General features: G+C 71.1%; 18 protein-coding genes. 9 read left to right on the top strand and 9 right to left on the bottom strand.

The annotated features are described in order from the left end of the window. The 5 genes from ABD357_RS41495 (at position 1) to ABD357_RS41475 (ending at position 6791) form a co-directional block, all read left to right on the top strand. Positions 1–2751: an FtsX-like permease family protein gene (locus ABD357_RS41495; RefSeq protein ID WP_344396729.1), complete on the top strand. Its 2751-nt coding sequence runs from the start codon at positions 1–3 to the stop codon at positions 2749–2751. Positions 2752–2815: 64 nt separating this feature from the next. Further along, positions 2816–3772, top strand: coding sequence for an ATP-binding cassette domain-containing protein (locus ABD357_RS41490; RefSeq protein WP_344396728.1), 957 nt, complete (start codon positions 2816–2818; stop codon positions 3770–3772). 212 nt (positions 3773–3984) lie between these two features. After that, entirely contained in the window at positions 3985–4683 is a 699-nt protein-coding gene (locus tag ABD357_RS41485; protein ID WP_344396727.1) for a FadR/GntR family transcriptional regulator, read from the top strand. 220 nt (positions 4684–4903) lie between these two features. Next, a complete protein-coding gene (locus ABD357_RS41480; RefSeq protein ID WP_344396726.1) occupies positions 4904–6382 on the top strand; it encodes a four-carbon acid sugar kinase family protein in 1479 nt (492 codons plus the stop codon). A 25-nt stretch (positions 6383–6407) separates the two neighbouring features. Beyond that, positions 6408–6791: a GntT/GntP/DsdX family permease gene (locus ABD357_RS41475; protein WP_344396724.1), complete on the top strand. Its 384-nt coding sequence runs from the start codon at positions 6408–6410 to the stop codon at positions 6789–6791. A 97-nt stretch (positions 6792–6888) separates the two neighbouring features. On the opposite strand, the gene ABD357_RS41470 is transcribed toward ABD357_RS41475, so the two are convergent. The 9 genes from ABD357_RS41470 to ABD357_RS41430 all read right to left on the bottom strand — a co-directional run bounded on the left by ABD357_RS41470 (position 6889) and on the right by ABD357_RS41430 (position 17514). Further along, on the bottom strand, positions 6889–7581 hold the full coding sequence (locus tag ABD357_RS41470; protein WP_344396722.1) for a DUF8185 domain-containing protein: 693 nt from the start codon (positions 7579–7581) through the stop codon (positions 6889–6891). Then, positions 7578–8003, bottom strand: coding sequence for an acyl-CoA thioesterase (locus ABD357_RS41465; RefSeq protein ID WP_344396721.1), 426 nt, complete (start codon positions 8001–8003; stop codon positions 7578–7580). Before ABD357_RS41465 ends, ABD357_RS41470 begins: the two co-directional genes overlap by 4 nt. 2 nt (positions 8004–8005) lie before the next feature. Beyond that, positions 8006–9670, bottom strand: coding sequence for an energy-dependent translational throttle protein EttA (gene ettA, locus ABD357_RS41460; protein ID WP_344396720.1), 1665 nt, complete (start codon positions 9668–9670; stop codon positions 8006–8008). Positions 9671–9805: 135 nt separating this feature from the next. Next, positions 9806–11332: a serine/threonine-protein kinase gene (locus ABD357_RS41455; protein ID WP_344396719.1), complete on the bottom strand. Its 1527-nt coding sequence runs from the start codon at positions 11330–11332 to the stop codon at positions 9806–9808. A 119-nt stretch (positions 11333–11451) separates the two neighbouring features. Beyond that, positions 11452–13602, bottom strand: a complete 2151-nt coding sequence (locus tag ABD357_RS41450; protein WP_486389237.1) for an ATP-binding protein — start codon at positions 13600–13602, stop codon at positions 11452–11454. Positions 13603–13875: 273 nt separating this feature from the next. Beyond that, complete coding sequence (locus ABD357_RS41445) at positions 13876–14505, bottom strand: DUF6879 family protein (RefSeq protein WP_344396717.1); 630 nt, start codon at positions 14503–14505, stop codon at positions 13876–13878. Then, entirely contained in the window at positions 14498–14767 is a 270-nt protein-coding gene (locus ABD357_RS41440) for a hypothetical protein (protein WP_344396922.1), read from the bottom strand. The genes ABD357_RS41445 and ABD357_RS41440 overlap by 8 nt, the downstream gene beginning before the upstream one ends. A gap of 138 nt (positions 14768–14905) precedes the next feature. Continuing rightward, a complete protein-coding gene (locus ABD357_RS41435; RefSeq protein ID WP_344396921.1) occupies positions 14906–16555 on the bottom strand; it encodes an aromatic amino acid ammonia-lyase in 1650 nt (549 codons plus the stop codon). After that, positions 16552–17514 (bottom strand): ABC transporter substrate-binding protein, encoded by a 963-nt coding sequence (locus tag ABD357_RS41430; protein ID WP_344396920.1) that lies wholly within the window; start codon positions 17512–17514, stop codon positions 16552–16554. Before ABD357_RS41430 ends, ABD357_RS41435 begins: the two co-directional genes overlap by 4 nt. Before the next feature lie 350 nt (positions 17515–17864). Here ABD357_RS41430 and ABD357_RS41425 point away from each other — a divergent pair, with 350 nt between their 5' ends. The 4 genes from ABD357_RS41425 to ABD357_RS41410 all read left to right on the top strand — a co-directional run bounded on the left by ABD357_RS41425 (position 17865) and on the right by ABD357_RS41410 (position 22077). Then, positions 17865–20534 carry a sensor histidine kinase gene (locus tag ABD357_RS41425; RefSeq protein ID WP_344396716.1) on the top strand — a complete coding sequence of 890 codons (2670 nt, stop codon included), beginning with the start codon at positions 17865–17867 and terminating at the stop codon, positions 20532–20534. A gap of 7 nt (positions 20535–20541) precedes the next feature. Then, positions 20542–21018 carry a roadblock/LC7 domain-containing protein gene (locus ABD357_RS41420; protein WP_344396919.1) on the top strand — a complete coding sequence of 159 codons (477 nt, stop codon included), beginning with the start codon at positions 20542–20544 and terminating at the stop codon, positions 21016–21018. Between the two features lie 62 nt (positions 21019–21080). Beyond that, positions 21081–21512 (top strand): DUF742 domain-containing protein, encoded by a 432-nt coding sequence (locus tag ABD357_RS41415; RefSeq protein WP_344396715.1) that lies wholly within the window; start codon positions 21081–21083, stop codon positions 21510–21512. Continuing rightward, positions 21463–22077 carry a GTP-binding protein gene (locus tag ABD357_RS41410; protein WP_425585221.1) on the top strand — a complete coding sequence of 205 codons (615 nt, stop codon included), beginning with the start codon at positions 21463–21465 and terminating at the stop codon, positions 22075–22077. Before ABD357_RS41415 ends, ABD357_RS41410 begins: the two co-directional genes overlap by 50 nt. The last annotated feature ends 8 nt before the right edge of the window (positions 22078–22085 follow it).

Here is a 22085-nt window from a genome sequence, read left to right as displayed (position 1 = left end):
ATGGCCGCACCTCGTGACACGGTCGGCCCCTGGACCCGTACCCGCCTGCGCGCCGCCCCTGGTGCCGCCGTCGCCCTCGCTCTGCTCGTGGCGCTGACCGCGTCGCTGGCCGGCGTCTTCCCGCGCGCGGTCGACCGTTACGAGGACGCGGGTCTGCGCCGGGCCGTCGAGGAGGCGACGGCCCAGTGGACCTCCGTACAGCTCTCCGCGCCTCAACCCGCGGCCGAACTCCCGCAGGAAGAACGGGAGTCGGCCCTGCTCCCGGACACGCTGGGCGAGCAGTACGCGAAGCTGCTGGACGTGGTCCGGCGCCCCCTCGTCGCCGACCGCGAGCAGTCCACGTACGGCGTCCGCAACGCCCAACCGCTCGAGGCGCCCGAGCCCTGGCTGCCGAGGCCGAGCGGGCTGCCCGCGCAGATGTCGCTCGCCGCGCCGAACGGCCTCGCCGACCACTCCCGGCTGCGCGAGGGCCGCCTCCCGCGCACCCACAGCACGGTGACCGCCGCGACGGCCGAGGTGGAGGCGGCGGTCACCACGGAGACCGCCGAGAAGCTGCGGATCAAGGCGGGTTCGGTGATCCACGTACCCGGAGTGGAACGCGCCCCGCTGGCCGTCCGCGTCACCGGCATCGTCGCCCCCCGCGATCCCGAGGGCGCGTACTGGACGACCCAGCCGCTGCTGCGCCGCCCCTCCCTCGCCCGGGTCCCCGGCTCGATCGGCAACGAGGACACGTACTGGCTGGGCGCCCTGCTGTTGCCCCCGGACGCGGCCCCGGCCCTCCTCGGCACGCCCGGAAACCCGCTGCGTTACTGGCGGCTCGCCCCCGACCCCGCCACCCTGACCGCGCGCGACCTGTCCCGGCTGAACAGCGCCGTCGCCGCGCTCGAATCCGGCCCGGACCTGCTGAAGGTACGTGACTTCATCCACCCGCTGACCGAAGCGACCACCGACCTCGACGAGGTCCTCACCTCGTACGCCGGACTCCGCTCCGGCATCTCCCCCCTCGTCGCCGTCGCCGCCTTCGGCACCGGCACGGTCGCGGCGATCGTCCTGCTCATGGCCGGTGGTCTCGCCGCCGACCGCCGCCGCACCGAACTCGCCCTGCTGCGCGCCCGCGGCGGCTCCCTGCGCGGCGTCATGGGGCGGCTGCTCGCCGAGACGGCCGTGGTCGCGGTTCCGGCGGGCGCGCTCGGCCTGACGGCCGCCCTGCTCGCCGTCCCGTACGGCCGCCTGTCGTACGCCGTGACGGCCACCGCCGCGGTCACCCTCCTCGCCTGCGCCGTGCTCCCCCTGCGCGCCGCGGCGGCCCATCGGGTCGTACGCGTCCACGGCGCCCGCGAGGACCTGACGTCCGTACGTCCCTCACGCCGCCGTACGGTCGCCGAGGTCACCCTGCTCGTCCTGGCGTCGGCCGCGGTGTTCGCCCTGCGGCGGCGCGGGGCGGCGTCCGGCGATCAACTGGTGTCGCTCGCCCCGGTGTTGATCGGCGTCGTCGCCGCACTCGTGCTGGTCCGGGTCTACCCGCTGCCCCTGCGCCGCCTTGCCCGTCCCGCGGGCCGGCTGCGCGGAGCCGTCGGCCATCTCTCGCTGGCCCGCGCGGGCCGCACCTCCGTCTCCACGGTGCTGCCCCTGCTCGCGCTGCTGACCGCGCTGACCACCGCCGCGTTCGGGGGGTCCGTGCTGGCGGGCGTCGCGGACGCGCGGGACCGGGCGGCGCTTCTCACCCTCGGCGCGGACGCCCGGATCGAAGCCACCCGTCCGCTGCCCGCCGACCTGCCCGAGGACGTCCGTTCGACGTCCGGCGCGGGCGAGGTGACGGCGCTGAGCATCGCGTACCTGGCGAAGCCGGAGGGCGGGCCGGTGACGGTGCCGCTCGCGGGGGTGGAGCCGGAGGAGTACGCGAGGCTGGCGGGCCGGACGGGTCTTGGGGCGTTCCCCGCGGGCGAGTTGAGCCGTCCGGAGGAGGCCGCGAAGGAGGGCACGCAGCGGGTGCTTCCCGCTCTCGCCTCCCCCTCCGTCGCCGAGCGTTTTGGCAGCCGCCCCCTCCCCGTACGCCTGGAGGACGGCAGCGAGATCACCGTCCGCATCGCCCTCGTACGTGACCTCACGCCTGCCGTGTCAGGCACCGATTTCCTGGTCGTGGACCGTTCGGGTCTCGGCACCGAGGCCGCGCGCCCGACCGCCCTGCTGGTGACCGGCGACCACCTCGACGCGGGCGCGCTGCACAAAGCCGCGGACGCCGGCACGGACGTACGACTGCGGTCCGAGGAACGGGCGCGATACGTGGACTCCCCTCTCCAGTCCGGCGCCGAGCGCGTCTACACGGCGGCGGTCGCGGCGGGGGCCGGATACGCCGTACTCGCGCTGCTGCTCGCCCTGGTCCGCGCCGCTCCGGAACGCGCCGCCCTGCTGGCCCGGCTGCGCACCATGGGCCTCACCCGGAGCCAGGGCCGCCGCCTGCTCGTACTGGAAGCCCTGCCGGGGGCCCTCCTCGCGGCGGCGGGCGGCGCCCTGACCGGCTGGGCAGCCGTCCGCCTCCTGGCGCCCGGCATCGACCTGACCGCGATCGCCCTCGCCACTCCCGGCGGTGCGCCCCCACCGGGCACCGCCCCGCTGCACACCGACCCGGCGTCCCTGTTGCTCCCTGCCCTGGCCGTGCTCCTCCTCGCGACGGGCATCGCGGCGGCTCAGGCGTGGTGGACGGGGAGGAAGGGCTCGGTCACGGAACTACGGGCGGGGGATGCCCGATGACACCGGACGGCACGGAGCCCCGTACGGGAGACAGCCGGCTGACCACTACCGGAGGAGCCGCCCGATGACGGCCACGAACCCGACCTTCGCCGACCTGGCCCACCGCGCCGCCGCCCGCCGTGACCGGCCCGCCTACGGCCACGACGCGCTGATCACCTGTGACCGTCTGGTCCGTGTCTTCTCCACAGACGGTGTGGAGGTGCAGGCGCTGCAGGGCCTCGATCTCCTGGTCCGCGAGGGCGAGTTGATGGCCCTGGTGGGCGCGTCCGGCAGCGGCAAGTCGACCCTGATGAACATACTGGCCGGCCTCGACACCCCCACGGCGGGCGCCGCCCGGGTCGCCGGCCGCGATCTGCTGACCATGAACGCGAAGGACCGCCTCCGCTACCGCCGCGAGACCGTCGGCTTCGTCTGGCAGCAGACCGCCCGCAACCTCCTCCCCTACCTCACCGCCGCTCAGAACGTCGCCCTCCCCATGCAGCTGCGCGGCACCCGCGGGCGCCGGGCGAAGGCCGAACGCGCGTCGGAACTCCTGGAGTTGCTCGGCGTCGCCGACTGCCGGGCCCGCCATCCGCACCAGCTGTCCGGCGGCCAGCAGCAGCGCGTCGCCATCGCCGTGGCCCTGGCCAACTCCCCCGCCGTGCTCCTGGCCGACGAACCCACCGGCGAACTCGACTCCCACACCGCCGAGCAGATCTTCGCCGCGTTCCGTACGGCGAACGAGCACCTCGGCACCACCATCGTCATCGTCACCCACGACCAGGCGGTCGCGGGCGAGGTCCGCCGCACGGTCGCCATCCGCGACGGCCGCACCTCCACGGAGGTGCTGCGCCGCACCGAGGTCGACGCCACGACGGGCCGCGAGAGGGTGGTGGCCCGCGAGTACGCGATGCTCGACCGCGCGGGGCGGCTCCAGCTTCCCGCCGAGTACACCGAGGCCCTCGGCATGCGCGACCGCGTCGCCCTGGAACTGGAGCCCGACCACATCGCCGTCCGGCCCGACGAGGGCGAAGACGAGTGATCCAGAGTGGTCCAAGGGTGAACCAGAGTGGTCCAGTGCCGTAACCGAACAGCAATCGCGCACAGGTATTGATGGGCCCGGGAGCCGGTGTCATGGTTACCCGCATCGAGACATCAGATGTCTGACGTCAGATCTGTAGATCACCATCGCGTTCATGTGATGTCAGACTCTGGATCAATACCTGCCCTGACCCGCCCGCCGGAGGCTCAACGATGTCGCTCTCCGAAGACCTCGCCGAGCAGTTGCTCAACGCGATCATCGACGGTACGTATCTGCCGGACGCAGCCCTCCCTCCGGAGGCCGAGCTGGCCGAGCAGTCGTCCGTGAGCCGCCTGACCGTGCGCGAGGCGGTGAAGCACCTGCGCGCCCAGAACGTCGTACGCGTGGTCCGCGGCCGTGGCACGTACGTGAACTCACCCGACCGCTGGACGGCCCTGGAACCCGTGGTCCGCGCCGCGTCCCGCGCCTCGCACACCGCCCTCTCCGAGCGGCTCATCGAGGCCCGCCGCCTCATCGAGAACGGTGCCACGGAACTCGCCGCGCTCCGCCGCAGCGAGGCCGACCTCGCCGAGTTGCGCGATCACCTCGCGACGATGCGCGAAGCGGCCGACACCGCCGACACGGAGCTGTTCGTGCAGGCGGACATCGACTTCCACGCCACGGTGATGCGCGCGACCGGCAACCTCTTCGTCCCCCTTCTCTTCGAGCCCTTCGGCCCGCTGCTGACAGAAGGACGCCGGGAGACCTCGGCCATCCCTCAGATCCGCGTCAACGCGATCGCCCACCATGAAGCTGTCCTGGTCGCTCTGGAGTCCGGCGATCCGGACAAGGCCCGCCGCGCGATGGACGCCCACATGAACCAGACCGCGAACGACCTGCGCACGCATGTGATCAAGGACCAGGCCCCGTAGCCGAAGGCCGTCATGCCGCCGGCGCGGCACCCGGCCCGAAGAACACAACACCCGACACACACCCGACACCCGGCGCGCGCCGGTGACCAAGCGCCGGTGACCGCGCGCGGGTGAGCATCCCAACAGCCGTACGGCCCTTGCCCTCGAGCCCCATGCCTCCGGGCACTCGAACCCCGGCCCGCACCGCTCCACAAACCACCCACCAGGCCCAGGAACCGCCATGTCCCTACCCCGTCATGCCCTCTCCGAGCACGAGGTCCTCTCCGGCCTCCCGCCCGTCCGGCCGATCCCGGCATCAGAGGTCGCCGAGAGAATCCAGTCCGCCCCTCGTCTGGCAGTCCTGGACGACGATCCCACCGGCACTCAGACCGTCAAGGACATCCCCGTCCTCACCACCTGGACCGTCGACGACCTCCGCTGGGCCCTTCGCCAGAACAGCACCGCCTTCTTCGTCCTCACCAACACCCGCAGCCTCGCCCCCGCCGACGCAGCCGCCCGTAACCGTGACATCGTGCGCGCCCTCCACAAGGCCTCCGAGGCCGAAGGCATTCCCTACGTCATCGCCTCCCGAAGCGACTCGACCCTCCGCGGCCACTTCCCCCTCGAAACGGACGTACTGGCCGAGGAGCTGACCCGCCTCGGCGCCGGCGCGCGCACCGGACCCGACAACGGCGAGCGCGGTCCCGACGGAGTCGTCCTCGTCCCCGCGTACATCGAGGCCGGCCGCCTCACCGTCGACTCCACGCACTGGATGCGCACCGCGGACGGTCTCCTCCCGGTCGGTGAGAGCGAGTTCGCCAAGGACGCCACCTTCGGCTATCGCTCCTCCGCCCTCCCCGACTGGGTCGAGGAGAAAACCGCGGGACGTATCCCCGCCGACAAGGTCCTGTGCATCACGCTCACCGACCTCCGCACCTACGGCCCCACGCACGTCGCCGCCCTCCTCACCAGCCTCCGCGACGGTGCCACCGCCGTCGTCGACGCCGTCTGCGACGACGACCTCCGCGTCCTCTCGCTGGCCCTCGCCGAGGCCGAGGAGAGGGGCGCCCGCCTCCTCTACCGCGTGGGCCCCTCCTTCGTACGCGCCCGAGCCGGCCAGTCCGCCCACCCTCCCCTCACCGCCTCCGAACTCCGCCCACTCCGCGGGGACGCCCCCCACGGCCTCATCGTCGTCGGCTCCCATGTCTCCCTGACCACCCGCCAGTTGGACCGGCTGCGCGAACAACGGGGCAGCCTCGCCGAGTACGAACTCGACGTCGCCCAACTCCTCGACGACACCCGCCGCGACGCCCACATCCAGAAGACCGCCACCGCCGCCGCGGCCGCCCTGGAGACCTCCGACGCCGTCATCCGCACCACCCGCGAGGTCGTCACCGGCAAGGACGCGGACACCAGCCTCGCCATCTCCCGCCGCGTCTCGGCCGCCCTCGTCGAGGCGGTACGCCTCGTCAACGCCGCCCGCCGCCCCGCCTTCGTCATCGCCAAGGGCGGCATCACCTCCAGCGACACCGCGACCCACGGCCTGGAGATCCGCCGCGCCTGGGCCCGCGGCACCCTGCTCCCCGGCATCGTCTCCCTGTGGCAGCCCGTCGACGGCCCGGCAGCCGGCATCCCGTACATCGTCTTCGCCGGAAACGTCGGCGGCGACAACGCCCTCGCCGACGCCCTCGCCCTCGCCCTGCTGAGGAGCGCCGCCTGATGCTGCTCACCGGCACCGCGGCAAGGTGCTCGTCAAGACCGGTATCGGTGACGCCGTCTCCGACCTGCTGCAGGCCAGCGGTCTGCCGCTGCTCGCCTTGGCCTTCCTGATGACGCTCGTACTGCGGGCCGCTCAGGGCTCGGCCACGGTTTCGCTGGTCACCGTCGGCGGTCTCCTCGCCCCGCTGGTGAAGGAGGTGGACCTGTCCTCGCCCCAGCTGGCGCTGGTCGCCCTGGCCATGGGCGGTGGAGCACTCGCCCTGTCGCACATCAACGACTCGGGCTTCTGGATCTTCACCAAGCTGGTCGGGATCAGTGTGAGTACCGCCCTGCGCACCTGGACGGTACTGACGACCGCGATGGGTCTGGCCGGCTTCGCGCTCGCGGCCGCTCTGTGGCCCCTGGTGTAGTAGCCGGGGCAGGAGTCGGGGCGCGGGACATGAGTCGGGCCGTGGGGCATCAGTCGGTGCACGGGGCACGAGGCCGTGCGCGGGCCACGAGGCGGGCTCAGCGCACGCTGACGTCCAGCGCCCCGAGTCCCGCCCTGCGTACGGCGATCGACCCGTACGGCGTCCGCAGTCTGAGCCACGTGCCCGACGAGAGCAGCGCCAGTGCCGCCTCGTTGGGCACGGCCGCGCGTGCCGCGGGGCGCAGGAAGCCCAGCGACTGCGCCGCGTGCGCGGCTCGGACCGGGAGTTCGGTGTCACCGATCGGCCGGGACCAGATCTCTCGCCCGATCCGGTCCAGTTCGGCGCGCGTACGCCGCTCGGGCGCCAACTCCCCGATACGGGAACGGAATTCGGTGACCGCCGAGGCGACCATCGCCCGTACCGTGTCCGGCGCGGGCAGCCCCGGCTCCTGGCGCCAGCCGCCGCGCGGCGGCAGCACCCCGGCCCAGGGCGGACCGGTGACGGCGGTGGGCACGAGCGCCGTGGCCGCCGACTCGTCGATGGACTCCAGGAGTTCACCGGCCGAGACGGTCACATCGAGCGAGGCGTCAAGGCCGTTCTCGTACGGCTTGGCCAGCCGCGCCGTACGGATCGCCAGCACCTCGAACGACGGGGGCCGGCCGAACACCGCGAGCGCCGTCCCCGACCCCTGCAACCGCACGGCTGCCGCGCGGTCGTAGTGGATCAGCCGGGCGAGGAAGGCGGCGAGGTCCGCCGCCTCCCCGGCGTCGGCGAGGTGCAGGGCCGTCATGCGGCGACGGCCTCCGAGGGGTCGCCGTCTTCCGCGGAGTCCGTGTACTCCTCGAGAAAGGCCCGTTCCTCGGCGGTGATACGGCGCGGTCGCTGCGCCTCGAAGTCGAACGGCACGATCACCGTCGAGGCCCGGACATACACCTGGTCCGGGTCCTTGACCTCGTACGAGATCGTGAACGACGCCGCCCGGATCTGGGTGACCCACAGCTCGATGTCCACCGGTGTGTGCCGGTGGACGAGCTGCTGCTTGTAGTCGATCTCATGTCGTGCCACCACGGACCCCTGCTGGAAATCCTTGTCCGGGCGGAACAGGAAGTCGATACGGGCTTCCTCCAGATACCGGAGGAAGACCACGTTGTTGATGTGGCCGTACGCGTCCATGTCCGCCCAGCGCAACGGGCAGCGGTAGATGTGCCGCAAGATCAGCCCCGGGTCAGCTTCTTGTAGGTGGCGCGGTGCGGACGAGCGGCGTCCGGGCCGAGCCGCTCGACCTTGTTCTTCTCGTACGACTCGAAGTTGCCCTCGAACCAGAACCACTTGGAGTCGCCCTCGTAGGCGAGGATGTGCGTCGCCACCCGGTCGAGGAACCACCGGTCGTGGGAGACGACCACGGCGCAGCCGGGGAACTCCAGCAGCGCGTTCTCCAGCGACGACAGCGTCTCGACGTCCAGGTCGTTGGTCGGCTCGTCGAGGAGCAGCAGGTTGCCGCCCAGCTTGAGGGTGAGCGCGAGGTTCAGACGGTTGCGCTCACCGCCGGAGAGGACGCCGGCCGGCTTCTGCTGGTCAGGGCCCTTGAAGCCGAAGGCGGAGACGTACGCGCGGGACGGCATCTCGACCTGGCCGACGTTGATGTAGTCCAGCTCGTCGGAGACGACGGCCCACAGCGTCTTCTTGGGGTCGATGTTCGCGCGGGTCTGGTCGACGTAGCTGATCTTGACGGTGTCGCCGACCTTGATGGAACCGGAGTCCGGCTCCTCCAGGCCCTGGATCATCTTGAACAGCGTGGTCTTGCCGGCGCCGTTCGGGCCGATGACGCCCACGATGCCGTTGCGCGGCAGCGTGAAGGACAGGTCGTCGATGAGGAGCTTCTCGCCGAAGCCCTTGCTCAGGTTCTCGACCTCGACGACCACATTGCCCAGGCGGGGGCCCGGCGGGATCTGGATCTCCTCGAAGTCCAGCTTCCGCATCTTGTCCGCCTCGGCGGCCATCTCCTCGTAACGGGCAAGGCGCGCCTTGGACTTGGCCTGCCGCCCCTTGGCGTTGGAGCGGACCCACTCGAGCTCTTCCTTCAGACGCTTCGCACGCTTGGCGTCCTTCTGGCCCTCGACCTTGAGACGGGTCTGCTTGGTCTCCAGGTACTGCGAGTAGTTGCCCTCGTAGCCGTGCAGACGGCCACGGTCGACCTCGCAGATCCACCCGGCGACGTTGTCCAGGAAGTACCGGTCGTGGGTGACGGCGACGACGGTGCCGGCGTACTTGGCGAGGTGCTGCTCCAGCCAGTTCACGGACTCGGCGTCGAGGTGGTTGGTGGGCTCGTCGAGGAGCAGCAGGTCGGGCTGCTCGAGCAGCAGCTTGCAGAGCGCGACGCGGCGCTTCTCACCACCGGAGAGGTTGGTGACGGGCCAGTCGCCGGGCGGGCAGCCGAGCGCGTCCATGGCCTGCTCGAGCTGGGCGTCGAGGTCCCACGCGTTGGCGTGGTCGAGCTCCTCCTGGAGCTTGCCCATCTCGTCGAGGAGCGCGTCGGAGTAGTCGGTCGCCATCTGCTCGGCGATCTCGTTGAACCGGTCGAGCTTGCCCTTGATCGAGGCGACACCCTCCTGGACGTTCTCCAGGACGGTCTTCTCCTCGTTCAGCGGGGGCTCCTGCAGCAGGATGCCGACGGTATAACCGGGCGACAGGAACGCGTCACCGTTGGACGGCTGCTCAAGGCCGGCCATGATCTTGAGGACGGTCGACTTACCGGCACCGTTCGGGCCGAGGACACCGATCTTCGCTCCGGGCAGGAAGCTCAGGGTGACGTCGTCGAGAATCACCTTGTCGCCGTGCGCCTTGCGCGCCTTGCGCATGGTGTAAATGTACTCAGCCAAGAGAAACCGTCCGGACGCTTGAAATCGGCAGTGGGCAGATACACCCCATACTGCCCGACGGCTACCCCTGGGGGGAAACTCATATCACCGAGGTGCTCTGACCTGCGGTTTCGCTCCTAGCCGGGAAGGACCTGTTCACGGGCGGGTGCAGCGGCCCGTCGGATTCGTGGCCGGTGGGCGGCATTGGAAGGCGAAGTCGGAGGCCTTCTTGCTCAGGTAGCGGCCCAGACAGGTGGTCGCGGTGGTGCGGCCGCGCTCGCGGCAGAAGGTCAGGGCGGCGCGGCCATCGGCGAAGGGGCCCGGGGCGTAGATGACCCAGAAGCCGGGGCGCAGGGAGGCGAAGTTGCCGCTGCGGACGTAGACGGCCTCGGGGACGGACTGGCGGATCCGGGCCAGCCGCTGGTCTCTGGCGGCCGTGCCCGCGCTGACGGGCTCGGAGTAGAGCTGGGCGATCCAGCGGCCGCCTTTGGGGGCGGCGGGTGGGTCGGTCGGGCCGGCGGTCTGCTTCGGCGGAGTCGGCGTCGGAGTCGGGGTTTGTGCGGGCGTCGGCTGCTGGTTCGGCTCGGGACTCTGGCGCGGCTGCTGCGTAGCCGGAGTGGAGGAGGTACCGCCGCGGGCCTCGTTGCCGTTCCGATCGCCGAGCGTGAGGGCGAGGGCAGTGGCGGCGGTGACCGCGAGGGCGACCGCGATGACCGCGATGACGATCGGCGTACGGCTGCGCGCGCGGCCGGGCGCGTGGTCGGGGCGGGGGTGCGGCGTCGTCGGGCGGGGCGTGTCCAGCTGGGTGAGCGGGTGCGGCACCGGGGCCGGGGCCGGCGGTGCCGTCGTCGTCACCGTCGGCGGTGCCCAGTGCGGGGTCGCGCCGTGCTCCACCTGCGCGAGCATCGCGTCCAGCCGTGCCTGGTCGGGGCGGGCCGCCGGGTCCCGTACCAGCAGCGCCTGGAGTACGGGTGCGAGGGGGCCGGAGCGCACCGGCGGCGGTACCGGATCGTCGAGCACCGCGGCCAGGGTGGCGAGCGTGGTCCCGCGGCGCAGCGGGCTGACGCCCTCGACGCAGACGTACAGCACGAGGCCCAGCGACCAGAGGTCGGAAGCCGGATCGTCGTCGTTGCCGCGGATCCGCTCGGGGGCGATGTACTCGGGGGAGCCGATGAGTTCGCCGGTGGCCGTCAGGGAGGTCGAGCCCTGGAGGGCCGCGATGCCGAAGTCGGTGAGCACGGCCGTGCCGTCGGAGCGCAGGAGGATGTTGGCGGGCTTGACGTCCCGGTGCTGGATACCGGCGGCGTCCGCGGCCCGCAGCGCGGCGAGCACCTGACGGCCGATACGGGCAGCCTCGGCGGGAAGCAACGGGCCGTCGTCGAGCCGCTGTTGGAGGGAGACGCCCCTCACCAGCTCCATCACGAGCCAGGGGTGCGGGTCCTCGTCCACGATGTGATGGATGGTCACCACGTTCGGATGGCTGAGCCGGGCGAGCGCCCGTGCCTCTCGCAGCACTCGCTCCCGCAGGGCGTCGGACGTCGCTGCGTCCGCCCGTACGGCCTTGAGGGCGACCTCCCGGTGCAGCACACTGTCGCGCGCCCGCCACACCGTTCCCATCCCGCCGCTTCCGAGCCGGTCGATCAGCTCGAACCGGCCGTCGATCATGTCCCCCGGTGCGTTCATGGGCGACAGGTTAGAGGAGTGGGGGGAGGGTTCGCCGGGTGGGCCCGTTCCCCGTTCACCGTTCCTCGGTCGCCGCGGAGTTGGCGTACAGACGGGGCTGAAGTGACGTAGCCGCTCGGTCAGTCGGATTCGGCCAGCCGGTGTTCGAGGCTGTCGCGCGTTGCCGTGGCCCGTGGATCGTCGTAGTCGGCGAGGAGCCTCAGTGCCTCCGTCCAGTGCCGGCGAGCCGCGTCCGGGGATTTGTCCAGCAGGGCCACGGCGAGGCCGTCGAGGGCGAGAGCTTCGTGCCAGGCATCGCCGAGGTCGTGGTGGGTGGCGGCGGCCTGGCGGTGGAAGTCGGCCGCCTCCGGGTGGCGGTCGAGCCGGCGGTAGACCTCGCCCACGCCGTGCCAGGCGCACGCCTGCCTGGTGCGGTCGCCGAGACGCTGATGCAGCGTGGCGGACCGCTGGTAGGAGGTCAGCGCGTCCGCGAATTGCCCGGCCGCCTGCTGGGCATCGCCGAGTGTGAGCAGCCAGTAGCCCTCCATGCGGAGGTTGCGGAGTGCCAGGGCGATGTCCACCGCGGACTGGGCTGCGGCCAGAGCCGCCTCGGTATCGCCCTGTTCACGTTTCAGGCCGCTCAACAGGCTCAGGATGTTGCCCTCGCCACGCTGGTTGCCGAGGTCCAGGTGTGCTGTGAGGGCCTGCTCGATGACGGTCGCGGTGTCCTGGAGGCGTCCCGCCCGGTAGTGGGCGGTCGCGAGGTTGGACAGCGCGGTGGCGGCCCAGAGTGCGGAGTCCTGCTCCTGGAAGACCGCGATGGCCTGCTCGAAGCGGCGGGCAGCACTGTCGAGCCGCCGGCGGCGCAGATGGTTCAGCCCGATCAGGTTGAGCGAGTGCGCCTCGTTGAGGCGGTCGCCAAGATCGGTCCAGATCTCCAGTGCGCTCCGGTGGCATTCGAGGCTTCGGTCCAGGTCGTTGACCCGCGCGTAGGCCATGCCCAGGTCCGTGCACAGCAGGCCCTCGGCGGCTCGGTCGCCGGACCGGCGTGCCGCTTCCAGGCCGGTACGGCCCACGCCCAGCCAGTCGGCCCCCGCCGCGGAAGGGAACTGCGCGTTCCACAGGACGGCGCACAGCTGCCAGGCGAGCCGGTCCGCTCCGGCGGCTGCCGCGGTGCGCACCGCCCGCAGGAGGTTGGTGTGCTCACGCTCGGAGAAGTCCACGGCCGCGTCGTAGTCGGCGAAGGACAGGGGACGTACGCCCTCCGGTGGCGCTGCGAGGTCCAGGTGGTCCTCGGCGGGAGCGATCCAGCTCTGTGCGGCGTCGGCGGAATGGAGGTACCACTTCAGGATGCGGCGCAGCGCCGCGCCCCGTTCCTCGGGGGGCTCCTCGTGCTGGGCCTGGTCGATGGAGTAGGCGTGCAGCAGGTCGTGGAACTGGTAGCGGTCCGGGGCGGTCTGCTCCAGCAGATGGGCGCCGACCAGGGAGTCCAGCAGCTGGCGGGTCCGGCTCGTGGTCGCGCCGGTCAGGGCCGCCGCGGCGTTCAGGCCGAACTCGGGGCCGGGGTGCAGGCCGAGCAGCCGGAAGAGACGGGCGGCCTGGTCGGGCAGGGCCCGATAGGACCAGGCGAAGACGGTGCGGACGGCTTCGGCTTCTTCGTCGTCGCCGGTGCTCAGGGCGTCCCACAGGGCGGATTCGTCGCGCAGGTCGGCCGTCAGATCGGCCAGCCGCATATGGGGATCGCTGGCGGCCCGTTCGGCGGCGATACGCAGCGCGAGGGGCAGTCGCGCACAGAGCCGGGCCAGTTCGGCGAGTTGCTGTTCGTCGTCCTGGGGCCGGTACCCGGCGGTGACGGTGCGCAGCAGGGCGATGGCCTCGCGCTCCGGCAGCGTGCCCAGGGTGAGCCGGCGTGCCCCGTCCCGGACCGCGAGTCCGGAGAGCCGGCTGCGGCTGGTGACGACGACCAGGCTGCTCGCACTGCCGGGCAGCAGGGGACGGACCTGCCCCACGGTGGCCGCGTTGTCCAGGACGACCAGGACCCGGCGGTCGGCCAGCAGCGAGCGGTACAGCGCCGCGGCGGCGTCCAGATCCCGCGGTACGGAGGGGGCGCTCACTCCGAGGGCGGCGAGGAAACGGTGCAGGGCCTCCTGGGCGGTGACCGGCTGACCGGGGTCGTAGCCGCGCAGGTTGACGTAGAGCTGGCCGTCCGGGAAGCGGTCGCGGACCTGGTGGGCCCAGCGCAGCGCGAGGGAGGTCTTCCCCGCGCCGGCGGTGCCGGCGATGACGTACACCGAGACGACCAGCGGGTCGTCCCCCTCACCGGTCAGGACCGCGTTCAGCTGGTCGAGTTCGTCGGTGCGGTTGACGAAACCGCGTACGTTCGCCGGGAGTTGCCGTGGGGTGGGGTTCGCCGATCCGCTGCCGTGGTCCGCCTTCGACTGTTCGTGGAAGTGGATTCCTCCGGTGACGTCCCTGGCCTGTACGACGTCATGGGAGGACGACCCCGACAGCTCGGAGTGCGTACTGCCGGGGTGCTTGTCATCGGGGCGAGGCTCTGTGATCGGTTACTCCGTCCTGGTCTGGGGCGGGGGGAGGTGTGCCACCTCGCGCTCGAAGTACTCCCGTACGTCGTCCCCGGCCTCGTAGAGCTTGCGGATGTAGCTCTGCCAGCTGTCGATCAGCTCGCGGTCGGTGTAACGGACGGCGCCGAGGGTGGCTCCGGACGGGGAGTAGAGGACCTGGAAGAGGGTGTCGTGGCCGAGGACGACGACTTCCGGCAGCAGGTGCTCGCGCTCGGCGGCGGCGACCTGTTCGGCGCTGACGACGCGGATCCGCTCGCCGTACTCCGCGCGCTGCCGATGGGAGTGGAGTTCCCACTGCACGTACGGCGTGAGTGGTTGCTCGACCACCCGTACCCGGTGGAAGCGGTGGCCCTTGCGGTCGTCGTCCCGAGCGGTGGCGAGCAGGTCGTCACGCCGCTCTCCCAGGAGCCGCAGGGCCTCCTGCCACTCCCCGCGGCGCAGCGCGTCCCGGCTGGGACTGCCCTGCTCCTCGAAGTGCTGGCGGCGCTCCAGCTTCCAGGAGTCCGCGTTCAGGATCCTCGCGTCGCGTTCGCGGAAGTCCCGTTTGTAGGCGTCGCGCGTGAGTCGTTCGCCCTGGTCGGGCCGGAGGAGGGGAGCGAGTAGGTCAAGCATCGGGGATGTCCGCCTTTGCCGCGCTGAGCATGCTGCCGGGAATGATCACCAACCGCTCGTCGGGGGCAAGGGTCACGCCGTCGGGGAGGCGGGGGCGGTAGACGGCCGTGAGGTCGCGGCCGATGACGGCGATATCGCCGTTGTCGAGCTGCCAGATGTCCGGGCAGTCGTCACGGCCGTCCGTCTTGCCGAGTTCCTTGGCCGACTTTCCCAGCCGTCGCTTGAATAACGCGGACGGGTCTGCTTCCCAGGCGCGGGTCAATTCCGTCTCCCCCTCGAGATGGTTGCGCATTCATTCACTACGGATTGTATCGGCTTGAATACGCAGCACAACTGGGGAATTGGGCTAATCGAGGTGCTTTTCGGTCGTTGTCGCGCCCGGGCGTGCGACTGACGCGACTCAGGTGAGCTGTGTGAACTCGGTCAGGAGTGCTGCCGCCGTCGTCACGTCGCCGGTGAGCGGGCGGTCCGCCATGGCCGGGTTCAGGACCTCCGCCGCGCGGGTGTAGGCCCGGCCCGCCGGGGTTCCTGGCGGGGGCGCCGTGCCGCGCCGGCGCAGGGCGCGGACCGCGGCTACGAGTTCGCAGGCCAGGACCTGGCGGTAGGCGTCGGTCAGGCGCAGGGTCTTGCGGGCCGCCTGGGTGGCGAAGCTCGCGGCCTCCTCCACTCCCTGGGAGAGCACCACGTGGGCGAGGGCGGCCGGGGTGGCGTACGTCTGGATCTCGGCGGTCGCGGCGGCCGCGCCGTACTCGAGGATCATCATTCCCGAGCCTGCGGACGCCTCGTCGGCCAAGTAGGAGCGCAGGCCGGTCAGTTCGGGGCGGCCGAGGGCGGAGAGGCGGGCGGCGGAGAGGCGGGCCGTGCCGAGGACGGCGAGGCACAGGTGGTCGAGTGCGAGGGTGAGCGGGGTGGCGAAGAAGCCGCCGTGGTGGTGTGCGACCGGCGTGCCGGTGGACTCGTCCCAGCCGATCAGAGGGTTCTCGGTGGCCGAGTTGAGGTCGACGAACAGCACTCGCTCCAGGTTCGCCCATGCCTCCATCGCGGGGCCGTGCACCTGGGGGAAGCAGCGGAAGCCGTAAGGATCCTGCACGCGGGGCCCCCGGGAGGACGGCAACTGTCGTACGGGCGATGACGGCAGGTCTCCTACGGACCGTATCGACTCGCCCCGTGCGGGCTCGACCGGTGTCGACTGGTCCGGTGCCGACTGGTCCGGTGCCGACCGGACTGTCACGCCCAGGAGTTGCCGTACGTCGGCCGCGGCGCGAACGGTCGCCGGATGCGGGTGCGCGCGGTGGACCTCGGGTGCGTACGCCTCCAGGGAGCCGTCCACCGCGTACAGCGAGAGCGCCGTCACCACGTGCGCCGAGCGCAGCAGGGCGCCGAGGTCGTGGCAGGCGAGGGCGGACTGGCCGAGGGTGAGAGCGTTGCTGCTCAACAGGGCGAGCGCGTCACCGCGTTGGATGCGCAGCGGCTCGGGTTCCTCGGCGGCCGTCGCATCGGACTCCCAGGGGGCGTGACCGAACAGCGCGAGGCCCAATTCGGCCAGGGCCGTCAGATCGCCGGTGCCCACCGAGCCGTACTCGTGGACCGGTGGATGCACCCCCGCCCGGAGCGCGCCCAGCAGAGCCGTGGCGATCTCGGGGCGCAACCCCGAGCCCCCGGCGAGGAGTTGGCCGGCCCGGACCAGCATCATCGCGCGCACCTGGCGCACCGGCAGCAGCTCACCGATGCCGCCCGCATGGCTGAGCAGCAGCCGCAGATCGTGGCCGTAGCCGTCCCGCTCCTCGACAGCGGCGCCACGGTGCGCTCCAACTCCGGTGCTGCGCCCATAGACCCGGCCGCCCTGCGCCGCGAGAGCACACGCGGCCTGCCGCGAGCGCTCCATCGCCTCCAACGCGGCCGGGTGCACGACGGGAGGGGGCGCTCCGTCGGCGACCCCGGCGACGGTGGCGGCATCGAGGCCCCGGCCGTCGAGCGATGCCGCGGCCGCCGGGTCCTCCCCCGAGGCAGCCGGGCGGGCCGAGGCCCGTCCCGGCCCCGAACCCGTCAGGTCAGTCCGTTCGAGGACAGCCAGGTTTTGGCCACCTCCAGCGGGTCCTTGTTCTCGTTCTGCACCTCGCCGTTGAGGCTGATCAGGGTTTCCGTGTCGAGCTTCGCCGATACGGCATTGAGTGCGGAGACTCCCTCTGCCGGGAGATCGCTCTTGAATGCCAACGGAGTTACGTTCTCGAAGCCGAACAGATTCTTCGGGTCCTGCATGATGAGGAACTTGTTCTTTTCGATACCGGGGTCGGTCGTGAAGATGTTCCCGGCCTGAATGTTGTCGCCCTTGAGCGCCGCCACCGTCAGCGGACCGCCCGCGTCCAGCGCCTTGAAGGACTTGAACTCGAGCCCGTAGTCGTCCTTGAGGCCCGGCAGCCCGTGGTGACGGGTCTGGAACTCGGGAGAACCGCCGATGACCAGCTCAGGAGCCGCTTCGGCGAGGTCGGCGAGCGTCGACTTCTCCGTCAGCTTGTACTTCTTGGCCGTGGCCTCGTTGACCGCGACGGCGTCCTTGTCCTGGGCCTCCGAGGACTCCAGCAGGGTCAGTTTGGGATCGAGTTCGGAGGCAATGGCCTTGTTGGCCTCCTCGGGCGTCGTCGCCTGCGCATCCTTGTTCAGATACGCCAGCAGCGCCCCGTTGTATTCGGGCAGAACCGTGATCGTGCCGTTTTTGATCAGACCGTAGGTCGTTTCGCGGCTGCCGATGTTCAGTTTGTAACTGACCTTGATGCCCTTGGACTTGAGGGCTTCGCCGTAGATGTCGGCGAGCAGGATGCTCTCGGGGAAGTTGTTGGAACCGACCACGACGGTCCCGCCCTTGGATGCATCCTCCTGCAAGGGGTCGGAACTGCCGGAGGAGTCGTCGGAGGAACCACATCCCGCCAGCGCGGCCGTGGCCACAACCAGCAGGGAAACGGCGTACGTTGCGGATTTTCTGGTGCTTCGTGCGATGGTCACGTTCGTCATCCAGACTTGCGGTGTGGGCGGTGCGGGCAGTGTGCCCATGGTGTCGACGTCGCGACGATCCAAGCGAGCCCGGTCACGGACCGTCAAGACACGAATAGATCACCGAAGGGCACCGGACGGCTTCGTCCCGTGTGCGCAACGGGGCCAATATACGAATGAATCCGGCGTATCTCCGTGCCAGTTTTTGGTTGATCATGGCCGTACTGTTGCGCCAGCCGCTAATGTTGGCCGCGTCGGGGGTTCTGTTCCACCTGGTTCCACTTGTCGGTCGAAGCGCGCTGTCGCGACCCTGCAACCCATGAGTTTCGGACAGCGGACTTCCCATGTGATGCAAGCAGCAAGGAGGTTCGGTGCCCGCGCACAGAAAGGCTGCCCGGGAACAATCCCCCGCGGCTCCCCGCACCGGCCCGACGCCGCCCCTCCTGGACCGCTGGCCCTTCCGGCGCAAACTGAACGTTCTGGTGATCGTTCCGCTTGCGGTCGTCTCGGCGATCCTCGCCTACGTCGTCTACGCCCAGGTCGACCAGGCCCGTTCCGCCGCCTCCACCGCTCAACTCGTGCGCGACAGCGCGCAGGTGACCCGGCTGATCGACAATGTGCAGACCGAGCACCGGCAGGCCCTGCTCATCTCCCTGCGGTACGAGGCCGCCGGCCCCGAGGAAGGACCGCCCGACACCTCCGCGTATCTCCAGGCGCAGCAGAAGGTCAACTCCCAGATAGAGACGGTCCGGGAGACCTACGGGGAGCGGCTGCCGGAAGGCGAGGTCCAGGCGCTGAAGGAACTGGAGGGCCTGGACAGCCTCAGGAAGACCGTGGAGCAGGGGCCCATCCCCGCCGACAACATCGACCCCGCGTACGGATCGGTGATCGAGGGCCTGATCAGCGGACTCGGGCTCGGTGAGTCGGGTGCCGAGTCCTCCTCGTCCGCGGGCAATCTGCTCGACGCGCTGCTGCGGGCCGACACGGCCCACGCGTCCTTCGAGACCAGCGTGTTCGCCGCCCGGACCCGTGACCCGAACGCGCTCATCCAGTTCACCGCCGCCGTCGGCGACCTTGAGCAGTACACCCACCAGGCCGAGCGGTTCACCCGGTTCGCCAGCCAGAAGCAGGGCGCGGAACTGGCCGGGATCGAGCAGAGCCCGTACCAGAGCGTCATCGCCCAGCACTATGTCTCGCTGCAGGTCGACCCCGGCGCGTTGGTCGCCGAGAACGCGACCCAGCTGCGCAGGGCCCTCGGCGAGGCGCTGCAGGCCGAGCCCACCTACGAGCGGCAGGCGCAGAACCGGCTGAAGATCACCCAGTCGCTCATCGACCAGATCGCCGCCGACACCCAGTCCGCGTCGAACACCGCCTGGTGGCAGGTGGCCTGGCTGGTCGCCGGCACGCTGCTCGCCTTCGGGGCCTGGCTGCTGTTCTCGGTGCTGGTGCGCCGTTCCGTGGTGCGGACCGTGCGGACCCTCACCGGTGCGGCCCAGCACGTGGCCGCCGCGGCCGAGACGGAGCTGGCCCGGGTCGCGGACGACGACGCCGACGACGCGAGTCCGGCGCGCCTGGAAGCCGTACCCGTGCCCGTACGCGACGAGATCGGTGAACTCGCCGAAGCCTTCAACCAGGTTCAGGTCACCGCGACCGCCCTGCTGGAGCGCCAGGTCGTCAGCCGTCGCAACATCGCCGAGATGTTCGGCAACGTCGGCCGCCGCGTCAGCAACCTCACCGCACGTCAACTCGCCCTGATCGACTCGGTGGAGCGCGGCGAGACCGACCCGCAGGTGCTGGAACGGCTCTACCGCATCGACCACATCGCCGTACGTCTCCAGCGCAACGCCGACAGCCTGATGCTGCTCGCCGGAATCCGCGAGACGGGCCTGAACACCGGGCCCATGCGGCTCAGCAACATCGTCCGGGCCGCGCTCGGCCAGATCGAGGGCTATCAGCGCGTCACTCCGCACGCCGAGGGCGATGTCACCGTCGCCCCCGACATCGTGGGCGATCTGACGCTGATGCTTGCCGAACTGCTGGAGAACGCGGTGACCTTCTCGCCGGCGCACACCAGCGTCGAGGTGGTCCTGCGGCCCCGGTTCGGCTCCGGCGGTGCCGTGGTCGAGATCATCGACCACGGGCTCGGGATGAGCGCCGAGCGGCTGGACGAGGAGAACGCCCGGCTGATCCGCCGTGAACGGCTCGACCTGGCGCCGACGGAGGTCCTCGGCCTGTTCGTGGTCGGCGGTCTGTCCCGGCGCTGGGGCATCGAGGTAGTGCTCTCCCGCACCCCGGGCGGCGGTGTCACCGCCACCGTCGCGGTCCCCCCGGCCCATCTGCTGTCCACCGACCCGACGGCACCCGCGGCACGCCCTGCGCAGATCATGCCGCCCGCCCGCCGCTCGGGCCCGGCCGAGCCGCGTCCCGCGATGGTGGAGGCGGCGCCCGGCCGCTCGTCCCTGCCCCGCCGGGTCCCCGCGCGGAGCCGACCGGAGCAGCCGCCGGCCCAATCCCCGACCCTGTCCCCGGCTCAGCCCCGGTCGCCCGGCCACGCGCGCCGTCTGGAAGCCACGGCGGAGAGCGGGCGCGGGCGCGAGGAAGCAGCCATGGGCCACACTCCGTACGGCCCCGGCACTCCCCCGCTGCCCCGGCGCGGCGCCCCCGCCCCCTCGCCAAGGCCCGCAGCCGGTACGGGAGTCGGCGCTCACGAGGCCGCCGGGCGCGGTGCCGGTGGCGGCAACAACGGATCCTCCGGTACGGCCCCGGCGCGGCCCGACGCTCCCGGCCCCCTGCGGCGCCGGGTCCGCGGTGCGACCCTGGGCGCCACCACCGCCTCCAGCCGCCAGCCCAAGCGAGCGCCGACGAACCAGCGGCCGTCCGCCTGGCAGCCCGTGGATCCGGAGGCGGCGCGGTCCGAGCTCGACGAGTTCGAGGCCGCCGTCCAGCGGGCCCAGCGTGAGGCCGCGGCCGAGATCCGGCCGCGTACAGCATCAAGACCCATAGATCCGAGACCTACAGATCCCCATTCCCGGAAGGCTTGAGCAAGTGATGATGTGGACAGGTGGACCGCAATCCGGGGCCGTCGAGCCGGTGACGGATGTGAAGACCGCCGCTGCCGACTTCAACTGGCTGCTGAACCGCTTCGCCACCGAGACCGCCGGGGTTGTCGACGTGATCGGTGTCTCCTCCGACGGGCTGCTGATCGCGGTGTCCCAACTGCGCGGCCAGGCCGACTCCGAACGGCTCGCGGCGATCGTCTCCGGTATCACCAGCCTGGCCATGGGGGCGTCGGGCAACTATGGACTCGGCGGCCTGAACAAGGTCATCATCGACCTCGAGGAAGGACACGTCCTGGTGTCGGCGCTCGGCGCGGGCGCGGTGCTCGGCGTGGTCGCGTCCAAGGAGGCGAAGCTCGGCAACATCGCGTACGAGATGACCCTCTTCGCCAATCGCGCCGGTGCCGCGCTGAGCCCGCAGCTGGTCATGGAGCTGAAGAACACCGTGGGGATCGCGCCGGCCGGGTGACGGACGGCCGAGAACCGGGGCGTTGGCCGACAATGACGCCCGTGAGGTGAAGGGGGAACGTGATGACGGCCGGTGAGCCACCAGCCGCCGACGACGCCTTGTGGGGGCCTGAGCCTCCCGCGCCTCTCGTTCGGCCGTTCCTGCTGACGGCGGGGCGGATCGCCGGTGGCGACAGTCTCGTGCCGCCGATTCCGATCGAGACACAGGTGATCGCGACCGACGTGGGTCTGGCCACGCTGGACGCCTTCGCCTTCGACCAGCACCGCGACATCATCATGATCTGCCGCCGGCCGCAGTCGCTGGCGGAGATCGCGGCGAAACTGCGGATGCACCTCAATGTGATCCGGGTGCTCGCCGACGATCTGCGCGCGGACGGTCAACTGGCCTTGTACGTACCGCAGGACGGTTCCGCCCGCGACGCCACTGTATTGCGAAGGGTTATCGATGGTCTTCGAGACATCCCCGACTCCCGGGGCCGGGTCCGTGAACGATGAGGCCCAGGGGACCCGGCCGCCGCTGCCGGTGAAGATGGTGATCGCGGGCGGCTTCGGCGTGGGCAAGACGACCACGGTGGGCGCCATCTCCGAGATCGAGCCGCTGACCACCGAGGCGTCCATCACCTCGGTCGCCGCCGGCGTCGACGACCTCTCGCACACCCCGGAGAAGATGACGACCACCGTCGCCATGGACTTCGGCTGCGTCACGCTCGACCCGACGCTGAAGCTCTATCTGTTCGGGACGCCCGGCCAGGAACGGTTCGGCTTCATGTGGGACGACCTGGTGGACGGCGCGCTGGGCGGGCTCGTCATCGTCGACACCCGCCGCCTCGACGACTGCTACGCGGCCGTCGACTACTTCGAGCACCGGAAGATCCCTTTCGCGGTGGCCGTCAACGCCTTCGACGGCAAGGTCGAGCACGACCTGAACGACGTACGGTGGGCCCTCGACGTCGCCGACCACGTCCCGCTCACCGTGTTCGACGCCCGCGAACGCGGCTCGGTCCGGGACGCGCTCCTCGTGGTCCTGGAACACGCCCTGGCCACCGCCGAAAAGCGGTGACCCGGCGG

It is taken from the genome of Streptomyces vastus (assembly GCF_039532825.1).
Lineage (GTDB): Bacteria > Actinomycetota > Actinomycetes > Streptomycetales > Streptomycetaceae > Streptomyces > Streptomyces vastus.
The sequence above is the reverse complement of the archived record's forward strand: the minus strand, read 5'-3'. Positions and strand labels throughout refer to the sequence as shown.

Coding starts and splice junctions, on each gene's coding strand:
- ABD357_RS41495 (WP_344396729.1), top strand. CDS start 1: ATGGCCGCACCTCGTGACACGGTCGGCCCCTGGACCCGTACCCGCCTG.
- ABD357_RS41490 (WP_344396728.1), top strand. CDS start 2,816: ATGACGGCCACGAACCCGACCTTCGCCGACCTGGCCCACCGCGCCGCC.
- ABD357_RS41485 (WP_344396727.1), top strand. CDS start 3,985: ATGTCGCTCTCCGAAGACCTCGCCGAGCAGTTGCTCAACGCGATCATC.
- ABD357_RS41480 (WP_344396726.1), top strand. CDS start 4,904: ATGTCCCTACCCCGTCATGCCCTCTCCGAGCACGAGGTCCTCTCCGGC.
- ABD357_RS41470 (WP_344396722.1), bottom strand. CDS start 7,581: ATGACGGCCCTGCACCTCGCCGACGCCGGGGAGGCGGCGGACCTCGCC.
- ABD357_RS41455 (WP_344396719.1), bottom strand. CDS start 11,332: ATGAACGCACCGGGGGACATGATCGACGGCCGGTTCGAGCTGATCGAC.
- ABD357_RS41445 (WP_344396717.1), bottom strand. CDS start 14,505: ATGCTTGACCTACTCGCTCCCCTCCTCCGGCCCGACCAGGGCGAACGA.
- ABD357_RS41430 (WP_344396920.1), bottom strand. CDS start 17,514: ATGACGAACGTGACCATCGCACGAAGCACCAGAAAATCCGCAACGTAC.
- ABD357_RS41420 (WP_344396919.1), top strand. CDS start 20,542: ATGATGTGGACAGGTGGACCGCAATCCGGGGCCGTCGAGCCGGTGACG.
- ABD357_RS41415 (WP_344396715.1), top strand. CDS start 21,081: ATGACGGCCGGTGAGCCACCAGCCGCCGACGACGCCTTGTGGGGGCCT.
- ABD357_RS41410 (WP_425585221.1), top strand. CDS start 21,463: ATGGTCTTCGAGACATCCCCGACTCCCGGGGCCGGGTCCGTGAACGAT.